At 75.7% G+C, this 16,121-nt stretch carries 10 protein-coding genes; 9 read left to right on the top strand and 1 reads right to left on the bottom strand.

Annotated features, from left to right (window positions below; translation table 11 throughout):
* Positions 1–266 precede the first annotated feature (266 nt).
* Entirely contained in the window at positions 267–3,449 is a 3,183-nt protein-coding gene (locus tag E4198_RS18390) for a beta-N-acetylglucosaminidase domain-containing protein (RefSeq protein ID WP_136185469.1), read from the top strand.
* Between the two features lie 59 nt (positions 3,450–3,508).
* Here E4198_RS18390 and E4198_RS18385 read toward each other — a convergent pair whose 3' ends face one another.
* Positions 3,509–4,048, bottom strand: coding sequence for an HNH endonuclease (locus E4198_RS18385; RefSeq protein ID WP_027763668.1), 540 nt, complete (start codon positions 4,046–4,048; stop codon positions 3,509–3,511).
* Between the two features lie 307 nt (positions 4,049–4,355).
* Here E4198_RS18385 and E4198_RS18380 point away from each other — a divergent pair, with 307 nt between their 5' ends.
* The 8 genes from E4198_RS18380 to E4198_RS18345 all read left to right on the top strand — a co-directional run bounded on the left by E4198_RS18380 (position 4,356) and on the right by E4198_RS18345 (position 16,068).
* Complete coding sequence (locus E4198_RS18380) at positions 4,356–5,336, top strand: mechanosensitive ion channel family protein (RefSeq protein ID WP_136184129.1); 981 nt, start codon at positions 4,356–4,358, stop codon at positions 5,334–5,336.
* A gap of 117 nt (positions 5,337–5,453) precedes the next feature.
* A complete protein-coding gene (locus E4198_RS18375; RefSeq protein WP_136184128.1) occupies positions 5,454–6,737 on the top strand; it encodes a 6-phospho-beta-glucosidase in 1,284 nt (427 codons plus the stop codon).
* Positions 6,728–7,720: a BadF/BadG/BcrA/BcrD ATPase family protein gene (locus tag E4198_RS18370; protein ID WP_136184127.1), complete on the top strand. Its 993-nt coding sequence runs from the start codon at positions 6,728–6,730 to the stop codon at positions 7,718–7,720. The genes E4198_RS18375 and E4198_RS18370 overlap by 10 nt, the downstream gene beginning before the upstream one ends.
* 172 nt (positions 7,721–7,892) lie before the next feature.
* Complete coding sequence (locus E4198_RS24990; protein WP_168711466.1) at positions 7,893–9,377, top strand: hypothetical protein; 1,485 nt, start codon at positions 7,893–7,895, stop codon at positions 9,375–9,377.
* Positions 9,374–10,393, top strand: coding sequence for a glutamate ABC transporter substrate-binding protein (locus E4198_RS18360; protein ID WP_136185468.1), 1,020 nt, complete (start codon positions 9,374–9,376; stop codon positions 10,391–10,393). The genes E4198_RS24990 and E4198_RS18360 overlap by 4 nt, the downstream gene beginning before the upstream one ends.
* Positions 10,394–10,487: 94 nt before the next feature.
* Positions 10,488–11,831: a hypothetical protein gene (locus tag E4198_RS18355; protein WP_136184126.1), complete on the top strand. Its 1,344-nt coding sequence runs from the start codon at positions 10,488–10,490 to the stop codon at positions 11,829–11,831.
* Positions 11,832–11,872: 41 nt separating this feature from the next.
* Entirely contained in the window at positions 11,873–14,740 is a 2,868-nt protein-coding gene (locus E4198_RS18350) for a serine/threonine-protein kinase (RefSeq protein ID WP_136185467.1), read from the top strand.
* A gap of 2 nt (positions 14,741–14,742) precedes the next feature.
* The gene (locus tag E4198_RS18345) at positions 14,743–16,068 is read left to right on the top strand and encodes a PP2C family serine/threonine-protein phosphatase (protein WP_136184125.1); all 1,326 of its coding nucleotides are present in this window, start codon (positions 14,743–14,745) and stop codon (positions 16,066–16,068) included.
* The last annotated feature ends 53 nt before the right edge of the window (positions 16,069–16,121 follow it).

The following is a 16,121-nucleotide window of genomic DNA, read 5'->3' as shown; positions in this document are numbered from 1 at the left end:
GCCGCTCGGCCCGGTCCCGGCGGCCGGGGCCCGGCAGCGCGTCTCCGAGGGGTGCGGGGCGGGGAGGAGACCACGCGGCTACGGACCGCTACCTTGGGTGCGGCACCACGGAACGCGGCGACGCATACACGCGTCGGCGCCGGAACGCCGTCAGGGAGGGAGCCGCCGTGCTGTCACCGGACCGTGACGCCCGCCACGAGGCGAGGCCGCACGTCCCCGCGTCCCGCCGTCCTCGCCGCCTGGCCCGCAGCGCGGGCGCGGCAGCGCTGGTGGCGGGGGTGGTCTCGGGACTCCTCGGTGGCGGCCCGGCGACCGTGCACGCGGCCCCGGGCGGCCCCGGGGACGGGACGAACAGCCGCGGCGAGGACCGTACGCGGGAAGACGAGGCGCCGCAGGTGTGGCCGCGCCCACAGCAGATCACGGCCGACCGGGATGCGTTCGCCCCGCTGGGCGCCGAGGTGACACTGGTCACCGACGAGGACGCCGACCCGTACGCGCTCCGGGTGGTGCGGGAGACGCTGCGCCGGGCAGGCGCGCGGACCGTGCACGAGAGCGCGCCCGGCGAGCGGCCCGCGCCCCGCGGCACGGTGGTCCGGGTGGGGACGGTGGCCGCCGGCGAGGCGCTGCGGGCACTGAAGGTGCGGGAGCGGGGCGACCTGCCGGTCGGCGGCTACCGCCTCGCCACCGGCCGCGTCGACGGCCAGGACACCGTGGCCCTGTCGGGCGTGGGCGGGGCGGGGCTCTTCCACGCAGCGCAGACGCTGCGGCAGCTGGTCACCGAACGGGACGGCGCGACCGGCGTGCCGGGCGTGGTGATCCGCGACTGGCCGACCGCCCGGGCCCGCGGCGTCACGGAAGGCTTCTACGGCGAGCCATGGAGCCACGCCGAACGTCTGGAACAGCTGGACTTCCTCGGCCACACCAAGCAGAACCGCTACGTGTACGCGCCCGGCGGCGACCCGTTCCGGCAGTCCGCCCGCTGGCGCGACCCCTACCCGGCCGCGCAGCGCGCCGCGTTCCGCGAGCTGGCGCGGCGCGCGGAGGAGAACCACGTGGTGCTGGGCTGGGCGGTCGCGCCCGGCCAGAGCCTGTGCTTCTCCTCCGGGGAGGACCGCCGCGCGCTGCTGCGCAAATTGGACGCCATGCGGGCGCTGGGCGCCCGCGCCTTCCAGTTGCAGTTCGACGACGTGTCCTACGAGGAGTGGCACTGCGAGGAGGACGCCGACACCTATGGCACCGGCCCCGAGGCGGCAGCCCGGGCGCAGGCCGAGGTGGCCGGCGAGGTCGCCACGCACCTCGCACAGCGGCGGAAGGAGGGCGACCGCGACCTGGAGCCGCTGTCCGTGCTGCCGACCGAGTTCTACCAGGAGGGCCGCACCGCGTACCGGACGGCGCTGGCCCGCGCGCTGGACGACTCCGTGCAGGTGGCGTGGACGGGCGTGGGCGTGGTGCCGCGCACCATCACCGGCGGCGAGCTCGCGGGCGTACGGAAGGCGTACCCGCAGCAGCCTGTGGTCACGATGGACAACTACCCCGTCAACGACTACGCGCCCGAACGGTTGTTCCTCGGCCCGTACCGGGGGCGGCAGCCGGCCGTGGCCTCCGGCTCGTCGGCACTGCTGGCCAACGCCATGGAGCAGCCCGTCGCCTCCCGCATCCCCCTCTTCACGGTGGCGGACTTCGCCTGGAACCCGCGCGACTACACCCCCGGCGCCTCCTGGGAGGCGGCGGTCGACACCCTGGCCGGCGAGGCGCCGGGCGCACGTGCCGCCGTGCGCGCGCTGGCCGGGAACGACGCGTCGTCGATGCTGGGCGGTAAGGAGTCGGCGCACCTGGTGCCGCTCCTCGACGCCCTTTGGGAGGCGCACGCCGCCGACGACCGTGCCGGGCTGAAGACCGCGGCGGACCGGCTGCGCGAGGCGTTCCGCACCATGCGCCGGGCCACGGAGCAGGCGCCCCGCCCGCTGGCGCGGGACGCCGAGCCGTGGCTCGACCAGCTCGCACTGCTGGGCTGGGCCGGCGACGCGGCGGTGCGGCTGCTGTCGGCGCAGGCGCGCGGGGACGGCGCGGCGGCCTGGGAGGCGCAGCTGGAGGTGCAGCGGCTGCGCGGCGAGGCGAAGGCCGCGCAGGTGGTCGTGGGCGAGGGCGTGCTTCCCGCGTTCCTGGACCGCGCGCTGAAGACCGCCGGGGACTGGACCGGCGTGCGCGCCGGCGGCGGAGCGGAGCGGAAGGCCGACGGCGGGCCGCCCGGCCGGAGGGGTGCTTCGGTGGCGAAGGCGGTGGACGGCGATCCGGGCACCGCCTACCGGGCCCGCACGACGCCCACGACTCACCTGCCGCCCACCCTGCCGGAGGAGCGGAGCCCGTCCGGATCGGCGGACGCGGCCGGGCAGGCCCTCACCGTGGAGCTGGACCGGCCCCGCCCGCTGACGGCGGTGACGGTGCTGACCGGGCCCGGCTCCGGTACCCGTGCGGAGGTCGAGGTCCGCGTGCCGGGCGAGGGCTGGCGCCGGATCGGGCGGCTGTCCGGCAGCGGCTGGACGCAGTCCGATGCGTCCCGGGCCACCGCGGACGCCGTACGGCTGCGCTGGGAGGACGGCACCCGCGCCCCGGTGGTGCACGAGATCACCCCCTGGTACGCGGACACCCCCGGCACCTCGCTGGAGCTGTCCCGGCAGGAGGTGTACGCGGCCGCCGGCGGCGAGGGGGCACAGATCACGGCGCGGCTCACCGGCCACCGCCCGCAGGACGTGCGCGGCGAGCTGGAGGTGGACGCGCCCGACGGCTTCACCGTCCGGGCGCCGGACGAGGTCACCGTGCAGCGCGGCGGCTCGACCCGGGTACCGCTGGAGGTCGTGGCGGGGAAGGACGTACGGCCGGGCGTGTACCGGGTCGGGGTGGCTTTCGGGGAGCAGCGCCGCACGCTGACCGTGCGGGCGTTCCCGGCGGCGGGCGGGCCCGACCTCGCGCGCGGCGCGGCGGCGGTCTCCTCCGGGGACGAGACGCCCGACTTTCCGGCGTCCGCCGTCACGGACGGCGACCCGGAGACCCGCTGGTCCTCGCCGGCCGAGGACGACGCGTGGGTGCGGATCGAGCTGGACCGGCCCGCCCGGGTCGGCGAGGTGGTGCTGCACTGGCAGGAGGCGTACGGCGCGCGGTACCGGATCGAGGTGTCGCCGGACGGCCTGGACTGGCGCACGGCGGCGTCCGTGAGCGAAGGCCGCGGCGGCCGGGAGAGCGTGCGGATGGACGCCCCGGAGGACACGCGGTTCGTCCGGGTGCGGGGCGAGGAGCGCGGGACGCGCTTCGGCTACTCGCTGTGGTCGGTCGAGGCGTACGCCGTCCGCGGGGACGCCCGGGACGGCGAGGACGCTCGGGTCACCGAGGACGGCCGGGACGCTGCGGACGCGGAGGGGCGTCCGGGCGGGGAGGACGGCGGTCACGACTGACCGTGCCGGGGCGCCGTCCCCGCGCGGAGTCGGCGCCCCTGCACGGTGATGGCCCGGTCTCAGGCAGGAACTCTGCCCTCGATCCGGGCCATGGCGTCGTCCGCGCCGTACGGTTGGAGATACGGCAACCAGCGTGGGTCGCGATGACCGGTGCCGATGATCCGCCAGGCCAGGCCGGTGGGCGGCGCGGGCTGGTGCCGCAACCGCCATCCGATCTCGGCGACGTGGCGGTCGGCCTTCACGTGGTTGCAGCGGCGGCAGGCCGCCACCACGTTCTCCCAGGTGTGCTGCCCGCCGCGGCTGCGCGGGATGACGTGGTCGACGCTGGTTGCGACGCCACCGCAGTACGCGCAGCGGCCCCCGTCCCGCGCGAACAGTGCGCGGCGGGTCAGGGGAACGGGGCCGCGAAAGGGCACCCGCACGAAACGCTTCAGGCGTACGACGCTGGGGGCGGGTATGACACGGGTCGCGCTGTGCATCAGGGCGCCGGAGTCCTCGAGGCTGACTGCCTTGTCGTTGAGTACGAGGATGAGCGCGCGGCGAAGCGGTACGACGCCGAGCGGCTCGTACGACGCGTTGAGGACCAGGACATGCGGCACGGTGCCTCCAGTTCCGTCGGCGGCGCGTGGCTCGCGCCGGGACGATCTCCCCTCAGTGTGTCGTCTGCCCCTGCACCTGCGCCACCACGGCCCGGTAACGCGGTGTCCGTGTTTTTCACCACACGACGTTCCACCGAACCGCCGGTCAGTGGCAGGGGGTGACCGGTGCGTGACCGGAACCTCCCGTCCGTCGCGCGGGCGGGGGGCGAGGCGCCGTTAGTGTGGGGAGGCGTCCGCTTCCCGCACGGAGCCCCCGCGAGGCCCCGTTCCCGGCCGTGCGGCCGCGTCCCGCACGGAAGGTTGCGCTGTGCCCCTGTTGTCCGGAGCCACCCCGCCGCCCGCGGTCCCCTCGATCGAGGAGGCCCGCCGGACGGCCGACACCGCCGCGGGCTGGATAGAGCGGAACTGGGAGTTCTGGCTGGCGGGCGGCATCCGGATCGCGCTGATCCTGGTCGTGGCCTTCGTGCTGAACGTCGTGGTCCGGCGGGCGATCACCAAGTTCGTCCGGCGGGTGAACCGGAACGCCGAGGCCGAGGCCAGTGGGAACGCGCTGCGCGGCCTGCTGGTCAACGCCGAGCGCAGGCGGCAGCGCTCGGAGGCCATCGGCTCCGTGCTGCGCAGCGTCTCGTCGCTGCTGATCATGGGCACCGCCGTACTGATCGTGCTGTCGACGCTGGGCATCAACCTCGCGCCGCTGCTGGCCAGCGCGGGCGTCGCGGGCGTCGCCCTGGGCTTCGGCGCCCGCAACCTGGTGACCGACGTACTGACCGGCATGTTCATGCTTCTGGAGGACCAGTACGGCGTGGGAGACCGGGTGGACGCGGGCGAGGCGACCGGGACGGTGCTGGAGATCGGCCTGCGCGTGACGAAGCTACGCGGCGACGACGGAGAGATCTGGTATGTCCGCAACGGCGAGATCAAGCGGGTCGGCAACCTCAGCCAGGGCTGGGCCACGGCCTCCGTGGACGTGCAGGTGCGCGCCACCGAGAACCTCGACGTGGTCCGCGCCGCGATCGCTGCGGCCGGCGAGGAACTGGCGAAGTCCGAGCCCTGGGACGAGCACCTGTGGGGCGGCGTCGAGGTGCTGGGCCTGGACTCGGTCACGCTGGAGTCGATGACCGTGCGGGTCGCGGTCAAGACGATGCCCGGCAAGGCGCTGGGCGTGGAGCGCGAGCTGCGCTGGCGCATCAAGCGCGCGCTGGACGCCGAGGGCGTGCAGCTCGTCGACGACGAGTCGCTGGCGGTCGAGGCGGGCCGCGTCTCGCTGCGCAAGGACGCCCGGGACTGACGCCCGGCCCTCCCGGGCCCCAGGGGACCCGGGCCACCGGCACCGCCCCCTCCCCCTTCGACCTCGCGCCGGATATTGTCTAGACCACTTGTCGAGACTTCGCCGGAGAGGCACCGCATGAACGTCACCCTCGCCGTGGTCGGCGGCGGCTCCACCTACACGCCCGAACTCGTCGACGGGCTCGCCCGGTTGCGCGACACGCTGCCGGTGGACGAGCTGATCCTCGTCGACCCGGCCGCCGAACGCCTCGCCCCGGTCGGCGCCTTCGCCCGACGACTCCTGCGGGCGCAGGACCACCCGGCGAAAGTCACCACCACCGCGGACCTGGACGGGGCGGTCGAGAGGGCCGACGCGGTGCTGCTCCAGCTCCGCGTGGGCGGCCAGGCGGCCCGCGCGCAGGACGAGGCATGGCCGCTGGAGTGCGGCTGCGTGGGCCAGGAGACCACGGGCGCGGGCGGGCTGGCCAAGGCGCTGCGCACCGTCCCCGTCGTGCTGGACATCGCCGAACGCGTACGCCGCCGCAACCCGGACGCGTGGATCATCGACTTCACCAACCCGGTGGGCATCGTGACGAGGGCGCTGCTCCAGGCCGGCCACAAGGCCCTCGGCCTGTGCAACGTGGCGATCCACCTCCAGCGCACCTTCGCCGAACTGCTCGGCACCCAGCCGGACGAACTCCACCTGGACCACTACGGGCTCAACCACCTCACCTGGGAGCTGGCCGTCCGGCAGGGCGGCCCCGACGGGCCCGATCTGCTGCCCGGGCTGCTCGACGCGCACGCGGCGCGGCTCGCCGAGCATCTGCGGCTGCCCCAACCGGTGCTGGAACGGCTCGGCGTCGTCCCCTCCTACTACCTGCGGTACTTCTACGCCCACGACCAGGTCGTCGACGATATGCGGAACAAGCCCTCGCGGGCGAGCGAAGTCGCCGCCCTGGAGGCGCAGTTGCTCGCCATGTACGAAGACCCGGCGCTGACGCGGAAGCCGGAGCTGCTGGCGAAGCGGGGCGGGGCGTTCTACTCGGAGGCGGCGGTCGCCCTCGCCGCCTCGCTGCTCGGCGGCGGGCCGGAGACCGGCACCGGGTCCGTGCAGGTGGTCAACGTGCGCAACGACAGCACGCTGCCGTTCCTGCCGGACGACGCGGTGGTGGAGGTGCCCGCACGGATCACTGCCGCCGGCGCGCGGCCGCTGCCCGCACCGCCCGTGGACCCGCTGTACGCGGGACTGATCGCGCACGTCGCCGCGTACGAGGACCTGGCCCTGGACGCCGCCGTGCGCGGCGGCCGGGACCGCGTGGCGCGGGCACTGCTGGCACACCCCCTGGTCGGCCAGTACGACCGCGCCGAGGCGCTGACGGACCGGCTACTCGCCCACAACACCGCACACCTGGCATGGCTGTGACCGCTGCCTGCCTCGCCGTCGACGCGGGCAACAGCAAGACCGACGTCGCCGTCGTCGGCGGGGACGGCACAGTGCTGGGCCGGGCGCGGGGCGGCGGCTTCCAGCCCCCCGCGGTGGGCGTCGGCGCGGCGATGGACGCGCTGGCCGCGACCGTCGCCCGGGCCGCGCGGGCCGCCGGGTGCGCCAGCGGTTCCGGCGCACCGTTCGCCGACGACGTCACCGCCTGTCTCGCCAACGCCGACCTGCCCCGCGAGGAGCGGGAGTTGGCGGACGCCGTTCGCGCCCGGGGCTGGGGCCGCGAGACGCACGTGCTCAACGACACGTTCGCGCTGCTGCGCGCCGGGCTCCCCGACGACGCGGCGGACGGGCACGGGGTGGCCGTGGTGTGCGGCGCGGGCATCAATTGCGTGGGGCGGGACGGCGGCGGCCGTACACACCGTTTTCCCGCCGTCGGGCGGCTGTCCGGCGACTGGGGCGGCGGGGGTGGCCTGGCCGACGAGGCCGTGTGGCACGCGGCGCGCGCGGCCGACGGCCGCGGGGACCGTACGGCGCTCGCCGAGGCGCTGCCCGCACACTTCGGACAGCGGTCGATGGGGGCACTGATCGAGGCGTTCCACCTCGGCGACCTGCCGCCCGCGCGGCGGCTGGAGGCGGCGCCGCTGCTGTTCGCCGTGGCGGCGGACGGCGACCGGGTGGCCCGGTCGCTGGTGCGGCGGCAGGCGGACGAGGTGGTGGCCCTCGCCGGAGTGACCCTGGAGGCCCTCGCGTTGACGGACCGGCCCACGCCGGTCGTGCTGGGCGGGGGCATCCTGACGGCCGGCCACGCGCTGCTGGACGGCTGGGTGCGGGACGGGCTCGCGGCGCGGGCCCCGCACGCCGTCCCGCACGTGGTGACGGCACCGCCGGTGCTGGGTGCCGCCCTCCTGGGCCTGGACCGCGCGGGCGCTGGCCGGGCGGCCTATGCCCGCCTCCGCGCGGCCTGACCTGCGAGGGCCCGAGCCCGTCCTGCCGGCGCCCTGCACGTCGGGCGGCGACCGCAGGCGCCGGGGCGGTGCGCCGGGGAGGGCGCGTAGTGGGGTACCGCATGTGGGCGTCGGCACCGGCCGTCATACTGCTGGGCAACGGGGAGAACGCCAGGGGGAGGACCGACCAGCTGTGACACAGCCGCCCGCCGCATGGCCGCCGGCACCACCGACCACCGCACCGGCACCGCCGGCGCCGCCCGGCCACAGCGCCCCGGCCCGGCCCGGCCCGCCCGGCCCGGCACCGGGCGGCGGGGAGCACGGTGCCGGAACACCGCGCACACCACGCGCCCTCTGGGAGGAGACGGTCCGCCGCGTCCGCGAGGCCGCGACGACCGAGCCCGGCAGGCTGCGCGGCATCACCGCGCTCCTCACCGCCCTGCTCCTGCTGTTCGGCGCCCTCACCACCTGGCAGGTCGGGGCGCGCGCCGCCGCCGCCGACGCGGTGGTCGAGCACAGCCAGCCGTTGAGCCAGGACGCGGCCAGCATCTACCGGTCGCTGGCCGACGCCGACACCACCGCCTCCGGCGGCTTCCTCGCCGGAGGCGGTGGCGTCGGCGAACCGCGCTCCCTCCGCGAACGGTACGAGCGCGACATCCGGCGCGCCTCCGAACTGCTGGCCAAGGCCGCAGCCAACTCGGAGGGCTCGTCGCAGACCCAGCGCCGGATCGCGGAGCTCAACCGTGAACTCCCCCGCTACACGGGCCTCGTGGAGGCGGCGCGGGCCAACGACCGCCAGGGAGTGCCGCTGGGCGGGGCATACCTGCGGTACGCCAACGAGCGGATGCAGGAGAAGCTGCTGCCCGCCGCCCGCGACCTGTACGAGGCGGAGAACGCGCGGCTGCGCGCGGACTACGCCGAAGCGCGTTCCTGGCCGTGGGCGGCCACCCTCGCCGGTCTGGCCGCGCTCGGCGCACTCGGCTGGGCTCAGCGCCGCGACCGCCTGCGCACCAACCGGGTGCTCAGCCCGGGCCTGGTGGGCGCGGCGGCGGCGACCCTGGTGGCGCTGCTGTGGCTGACCGCCGGCTCCGCGCTCGCGCGTTCCTGGCTCGGCAACTCGGACGAGCACGGCGCCCGCTCGCTGCACGCGCTCAACGAGGCATGGATCGGCTCGCTGCAGGCGCGCAGTGCGGAGAACATGTGGCTGGTCGCGCGCGGCGCGGGCGGCACGTACGAGCAGGACTCCGTACGGCACCTGGCACGGGTGGCCGGGCCGAAGCCCGAGCCGGACGCGGAGGACCGGGGCGGCCTGGTCGACGAGGCCTACCGGCTGGCCGACGACGAGGCGGGGCGCGGCCCGGTGGCGGACGCGCAGCGCGGCCTGCACGTGTGGCACAAGCGGCACACGAAGGCCCGTGCCGCCGAGGACGGCGGCGACTACGAGCGCGCCGTGGAGCTGGTGATCGGCCGCGAGAGCGACACGACCGGCGACGCGTTCGACGTCGTCGACACGGGGCTGCGGAAGGCGAGCGCGCACGAGAAGGCCGAGTTCGAGGAGGAGGCCGGCGACGGGCGGGCGGCGCTGACCGGGCTCGCCGCCGGCGGGGCGCTGCTCGCCCTGCTGGGCGCCGGGGGCGCGACGGTCGGCATCGGACGCCGGCTGTCGGAGTACCGATGAGGGGGAACGACGTGGACGTGCACGACGGCGAACGGCGGCGGGGGGCCCGCCTCGCGACGACGATGGCGGCCGCCGCGACGGCTGCGGCGCTGGCCGTCCCCTTCCTGGCGGGCGGGTCCGGCCCCACGCAGACGGCGTCCGCCGGCCCGGTGGGCACCGTCCGGTCCGCTTCGTTCGCGGAGGCGGAGACCTGTGCCGACGGCGGGGATCCGACGGCGAGCCTCAGCCCGTCGTCCGCCGCGGGACCTGCCGTCGCCCGCATCCAGGAGCGGGGGCGGCTGGTCGTGGGCGTGGACCAGAACAGCTACCTGTGGGGCTACCGCGACCCGGCCACCGGGGAGTTGGCGGGCTTCGACATCGACCTGGTGCGGGCAGTGGCGGAGGACCTGCTCGGCCCGGACCCGCAGATCGTGTTCAGGACGATCCCCACCGCGCGCCGCATTCCGGCGATCCGGGAGGGTGAGGTGGACATGGTGGTGCGCACCATGACGATCGACTGCGACCGGGTGAAGGAGGTGGCGTTCTCCACCGCCTACTTCCTCAGCGGGCAGCAGCTCGTCGTGCCGGAGGACAGCGACATCACCGGGCTGGACGACTCGGCGCGCGGCAGACGCGTGTGCAGCGCCCGCGGTTCGACGGCGGAGAAGCTGCTGGAGGCCGAGGAGTACGCGGCGCTGGACGTTCGCCAGGTCAAGGTGGCCAACCAGCTCGACTGCCTCGTGCGGCTGCAGCTCGGCGAGGCCGACGCGGTGCTGACCGACAACGCGCTGGGCGCCGGGCAGGTGGCGCAGGACCCTTCCGTGAAGCTGGTCGGCGAGCCCGCCACGGTCGAGCCGTACGGGGTCGCCATGAACCTGGAGGACGACGATCTGGTGCGCCGGGTCAACAGGGTGCTGGAGAAGTACCGCGCAGGGGGCGACGGGAGTCGGTGGAGGGCCTCGTACGACCGCTGGCTGGCCGACATGATGGACCCGGGCACGGAACCGGCACCGCCGGAGCCGGTGTACCGGGACTGAACGCCGCGTCGGCACCCGCCCGGCGGGGCGGGTGCACGCGCGGCGGTCGCACGACCGACCGCACAGCCACGGACTTGGATCAGCGAGGTGATCGATGGGCCCGCCGCGACCCGCCGTACCGGCGATGAGCCGGGAGGAGGCGGACCGTGAGCTGTCGCGCCTGTACACGGAGCGCGCGACGGTCGAGTCGACACTCCTCGCGCTGCAGGAGCACGCGGGCCGCCGCCTGCTGGAAGGCGCGGACCTCACCGGCGTCACCGCCCGGCGCTGGGCGCACGCGGAGACGACGATCACCCTGCTGTGGACCTGTTTCGACCTCTACACCGACACCCTGCGCGCGGCACGCGACCTGCGCAAGCGGCACCGCTGGCCGACCCGCGACGACCTGACGGAGCTGACCGGGCTGCTGCACGGCACCCTCACCGTGCCGGCCGAGCGGCCCGCCGACGGCGCGTCCGGGCGCTCCGGGGACGCGGACGCCGAGGAAGGGCACCCCGGGGACGGGGACGCCGTGGAGGAGCTGACGCTCGCGCAGCTGGTGCGGCGGATGAACGCCTGGTACGCCCGTGCCCTGGACGTGGTCGTCGCGGCCGAGGCCGTGTGGTCCGCGCTGCCCGCCCGGATCGACCTGCTCGCCGAGGAGCTGGGACGGGTGCGGTCGCTGGCACGCTCGGTCGGCGTGCGGCCGGGTGAACACCCCTCGGGCGACGCGCTGGAGGAGATCACCGGTGAACTCGCCGCGCTGCGCGCCGAGGTGCTGCGCGACCCGCTGGCGTTCTGGAACGCGGACGGCGGCAGCTCCGCCCCCGGCGGCGGCCGTCCGGACACCGTCCGCTACGACGCGGCCGCCCGCGCGATCGAGGACGTCCGGCGGGACATCGACGCGGTGCTGACGGTGCGGCAGGATGCCGAGCAGCGGCTGCTGCGCCTGCGGGACATGCTGTCGCGCGCGGACCGCACCCTCGCCGAGGCACGCACGGCACGGGTCGAGGTGCTGGCGAAGATAGCGGCCTCCGAGGTGCCGGCGGTCAGCGGACCGTCGACGGCGCTCCAGGAACAGCTCTCCCGCGCCGCCGAGTACCGGCGCTACGCGCAGTGGAACCGGCTGTCGCCGCTGCTGGAGTCGCTGGAGGAGGAGGCCGAGAACGAACTCGACCGGGCCAGGGCGTCGTTGTCCGCGGTGACGGCCCCGCTCGCGGTGCGCGCGGAACTGCGCGGCAGGCTGGATGCCTACCGTGCGGAAGTCGCCCGGTGCGGCGCGGGACAGGACCGGCTGCTCAGGGAGCGCTACGACACGGCGCGGCGCATGCTGTGGAGCGCGCCGTGCGACCTGGGCGCGGCGGAGACCGCCGTGCGCCGCTACGTGGACGCGGCGAGAGAAGTCTTCGTACCACGGCAGGGCGACGGTTCCCCTGCCGAGCACAGGGGGGAAGGGTGAACGTGGCACCGCAGGCGGGAACGGCGGCACCGGGCGGCGGCATGGCGGGGCGGACCTGCCAGCGGCCGGGCTGTTCGGGGCGTTACGAGGGCGCGGACGGCGGCGAGTTGTACTGCGGCGCCTGCGGCCTGGCGCCGGTCGTCTCCGCCGTCGGCGTGATCGGCGCGACCGCGACCGGTCTCACCCCGCCCGCGCGCCCGGACCCGGCACCCGCCTCGAGCGGCTCCGGGCAGGCGTCCGGCCGGGACTCCTCCCGTTCGCAGGCGTCCCGCCGGTCGGTGTCCGGGCGCCTGTCCCGTTCGGTCTCCGGGAGCGGCGTGCGGTCGGTGTCCGTGCGCAGTTCGGGCACGACAGCGGGAACGTCGGCGCGCAACCGGCTGGGCGCGGGGCTGGTCACCGTGCCGGAGGTGCCGAAGGCGGACCCGGCGTCGGTGGTGCTGGACGATCCGCGGGTGCCGGAGCGTAAGCGCTTCTGCAGCAACGGTGCGTGCGGGGCGAAGGTCGGGCGTGCGCGCGGCGGCCGCCCGGGCCGTACGGAAGGGTTCTGCACGCAGTGCGGGCGGCCCTACTCGTACCTGCCCAAGCTCCGGGCCGGCGACGTGGTGCACGGGCAGTACGAGATCGCCGGCTGCCTCGCGCACGGCGGGCTGGGCTGGATCTACCTGGCCGTCGACCACGCGGTGTCCAACCGCTGGGTGGTGCTCAAGGGGCTGCTGGACACCGGCGACGAGGACGCGATGGCGGTCGCGATCTCGGAGCGCCGCTTCCTGGCGGAGATCGAGCACGCCAACATCGTGCGGATCTACAACTTCGTCGAGCACCTGGACCGGCGCACCGGCAGCCTCGACGGCTACATCGTCATGGAGTACGTCGGCGGCCGCTCCCTCAAGGACATCGCCAACTCCCGTCGCACGGAGGCCGGCCGGCGCGACCCGCTGCCCGTGGAGCAGGCGTGCGCGTACGGCATCGAGGCGCTGGAGGCGCTGGGGCACCTGCACAGCCGGAACCTGCTCTACTGCGACTTCAAGGTCGACAACGCCATACAGCAGGCCGACCAGCTCAAGCTGATCGACATGGGCGCGGTACGGCGAATGGACGACCTGGAGAGCCCCATCTACGGAACCGTCGGCTACCAGGCTCCGGAGGTTCCGGAGACCGGGCCGTCCGTCGCCTCCGACCTGTACACGGTGGCTCGCACGCTGGCGGTGCTGACCTTCGACTTCAAGGGTTACACCGGCGACTACGCCGACCGGCTCCCGGACCCGGAGAGCGTGGAGATCTTCCGCCGGTACGAGTCGTTCTACCGCTTCCTGGTCCGCGCGACGGACCCCGACCCGCAGCGCCGGTTCGCCTCCGCACAGGAGATGGCGGATCAGCTGACCGGCGTGCTGCGGGAGATCGTCGCGCTGCGCACGGAACGTCCGCGACCGGCTCTGTCCACCCTCTTCGGGCCCGAACTACGCGTGGTGGACACGGCGTTGCTGCCGCACCTGACGGGCGACGCGTCCGCGCTGGGCGCTCGGGCCGCCATACCGGCGGGCGGCGGACGGTTCGGGCGGCTCCTGCGCCGCCGCGCCGCCGCGGGCGCAGGCGGTGCCGGAAGTGCGCCCGTGCCGGGGCCCGCACAGGGGTGGGCCGGCCCGGCCACCCCGCACCCGGCGGCCGGTCCCGAGGCCTCCAGGGGCGGCTGGACGTATCCGCCGCCCGCGGGGTACGCAGCCGCTTCCCCCGCCGAAGGGACCCCTACCGGTCCTGACGGGGACCTCGACACGGCGGGCACGCTGCCGCTGGTCGCTCAGTCCCGCCGTGCGGCGGCGGCACCGGAGCATCCCCAGGGCGGTCCGCCGCCCCACGGCGTCCCGGGCCATCCCCCGGGACTGCCGCCCGGGTACGCCCCGGGTGCGGGTGCCGGTGCGGGACGGGGCGCCGCCGCCTGGTGGGCCGGCGGTCCTGCCCCGGCAGCCCACGGCCCGGCGCTCGTCCCGTTGGAGACCCGGGCGACCGCGCTGGCGCTGCCCGTGCCCCGAGTCGACCTCTCCGACCCGTGCGCCGGATTCCTCGCCGGGCTGGCCGGTTCCGCGCCGGCCGAAGTCGCCGCCGCGCTGGCCCACGCCCCCGCCGACTCGATCGAACGCAGGCTGCGCGAGCTGCGCGCCCTGCTTGAGCTGGCGGGCCCGCAGGACCGGCACGGCGCCGCCCGCCTGCTGGCCGAACTGGAGGCACGGCACCCGGAGGACTGGCGGGTCGTGTGGTTCCGCGGTCTCACCGCGCTGGCCGAGGGCGACCGCGAGACCGCGGCGCTCTCCTTCGACGCCCTCTACGACGCGTTCCCGGGCGAGATCGCGCCCAAGCTGGCCCTCGGGGTGTGCGCCGAGACGCTGGGCCAGCTCGACAACGCCGCCGAGTACTACCGGCTCGTCTGGACCACCGACCCCTCCTACGTCAGCGCCGCGTTCGGGCTGGCGCGGGTGCGGCTGGCCACCGGCGACCGGCAGGGCTCCGTGCGGGCGCTGGAGTCCGTACCGGAGACCTCCAGCCACCACACCGCCGCCCGCGTGGCGGCCGTACGGGCCCGGCTGCGCGGGCGCGACCCGCGCACGCTGCCGTTCGACGACCTGTGTGCCGCGGCCCGCCAGGTGGAGCAGCTGCGTGAGGCGGGCCTCGACGCCCTGCGGCACGAACGGCTCACGACGGAGGTGCTGGGCGTGGCGCTGGACTGGGTGCTCGCCACCCGCCCGGCGTTCAACGGCCACGTGCTGCCGCTGCTGAACGCGATGCCGGAGGAGGCGCGGCTCCGGGAGGCCCTGGAGCGGTCCTACCGCCGGCTCGCGAGGCTGGCGCAGTCCGGCTCTGAGAGGATCGAACTGGTGGAACGGGCCAACCGCTTCCGCCCCAGAACGTGGGTGTGACGATGTCAGAGAACGACCGACCGGCGGCCTGCCCCGAGTGCACCGAGCCGGCCGAGGACGGCGACCTGTTCTGCGGGGCCTGCGGCACGGACCTGCGGCCCCGGCTCTCCACCGCCCCGGGCGGCGATTTCGACCCGCGCACGCCGCGCGGCGGCACCCACGTCACCGTCCGGCAGCCCCCGCCCGGCGCGTCCGGGACGGGCTCCCGGGCCGGGCACGGCCCGTCGTGGCCGGGCGAGACGACGGGACGAGGAGACGCGCCCGCTCCCCCCGCCCCGGCGGCGGAGGCCGCCCGGCAGGACGCCGGAGCCCGGCCGGCACCGGCACCGGCCCCCGCGTCGCCGCAGCACGCGCCCGCCGCCGACGCGGAGACGCGGGACGACTCCCCGGAGCGGGAGAAGCCGGAGCAGGACACCCCGGGCTGCGTCGCGTGCGGCACGGGGTCCGTCGGTCCGGACGGCCACTGCACCCACTGCGGCCACGAACAGCCCGTCGCGCGCGACCACTGGGAGCGTGAAGTGGCCGGGATCGCGGCCGCGAGCGACCGCGGCCTGCGGCACCGCCGGAACGAGGACTTCTTCGCGGTCTCCGCGGTGACCACGCCGTCCGGAGGGCCGTCGCAGATCGCCGTGGTGTGCGACGGTGTCTCCTCCGCCTCGCGGTCGGACCAGGCGTCGGAGGCCGCTGCCGAGGCGGCGGCCGCATCGATGCGGGAGTCGATCCCGCGCGGAGCGCACCCGCAGCACGCGATGCACGACGCCCTGCTGGCGGCGGCGGAGGCCGTGGACGTGCTCGCGACGCCGGAGGAGCGCGAGGCTCAGCAGAACGCACCCGCCTGCACGATCGTCGGCGCGGTGACCGCCGACGGCGTCCTCACGGTCGGCTGGGTCGGCGACAGCCGCGCCTACTGGGTGCCCGACGACCGTACGCAGCCTCCGTCGCGGCTCACGCAGGACGACTCGTGGGCCGCGCAGATGATCGGCGCGGGGCTGATGACCGAGGCGCAGGCGTACGCGGACGCGCGCGCTCACGCGATCACCGGCTGGCTCGGGGCGGACGCGTACGAACTCGACCCGCACACCGCGTCGTTCAAGCCGGACCGGTCCGGGGTGGTCGTCGTGTGCAGCGACGGGCTGTGGAACTACGCCGACGCGTCGAAGGACATGGCGGCGGCGTTGCCGGCGGACGCGGCGACCCGTCCGATGGCGGCGGTCCGGCACCTGGTCGGTTTCGCCCTCGACGGCGGGGGCCACGACAACGTGACCGTCGCGCTGGTACCGGTCGCCGTCCCGGCGGACAGCCCCGCCGCGTCACCTGCGGGGGCCTGACACCGAACGTCCTGATCGCCCGCTTCTGTCCGCATCCGTGTTCGAAGGTGGTG

The organism is Streptomyces sp. RKND-216 (assembly GCF_004795255.1).
Classification (GTDB): Bacteria; Actinomycetota; Actinomycetes; order Streptomycetales; family Streptomycetaceae; genus Streptomyces; species Streptomyces hazeniae.
This window is presented reverse-complemented; position numbering and strand designations above follow the sequence as displayed.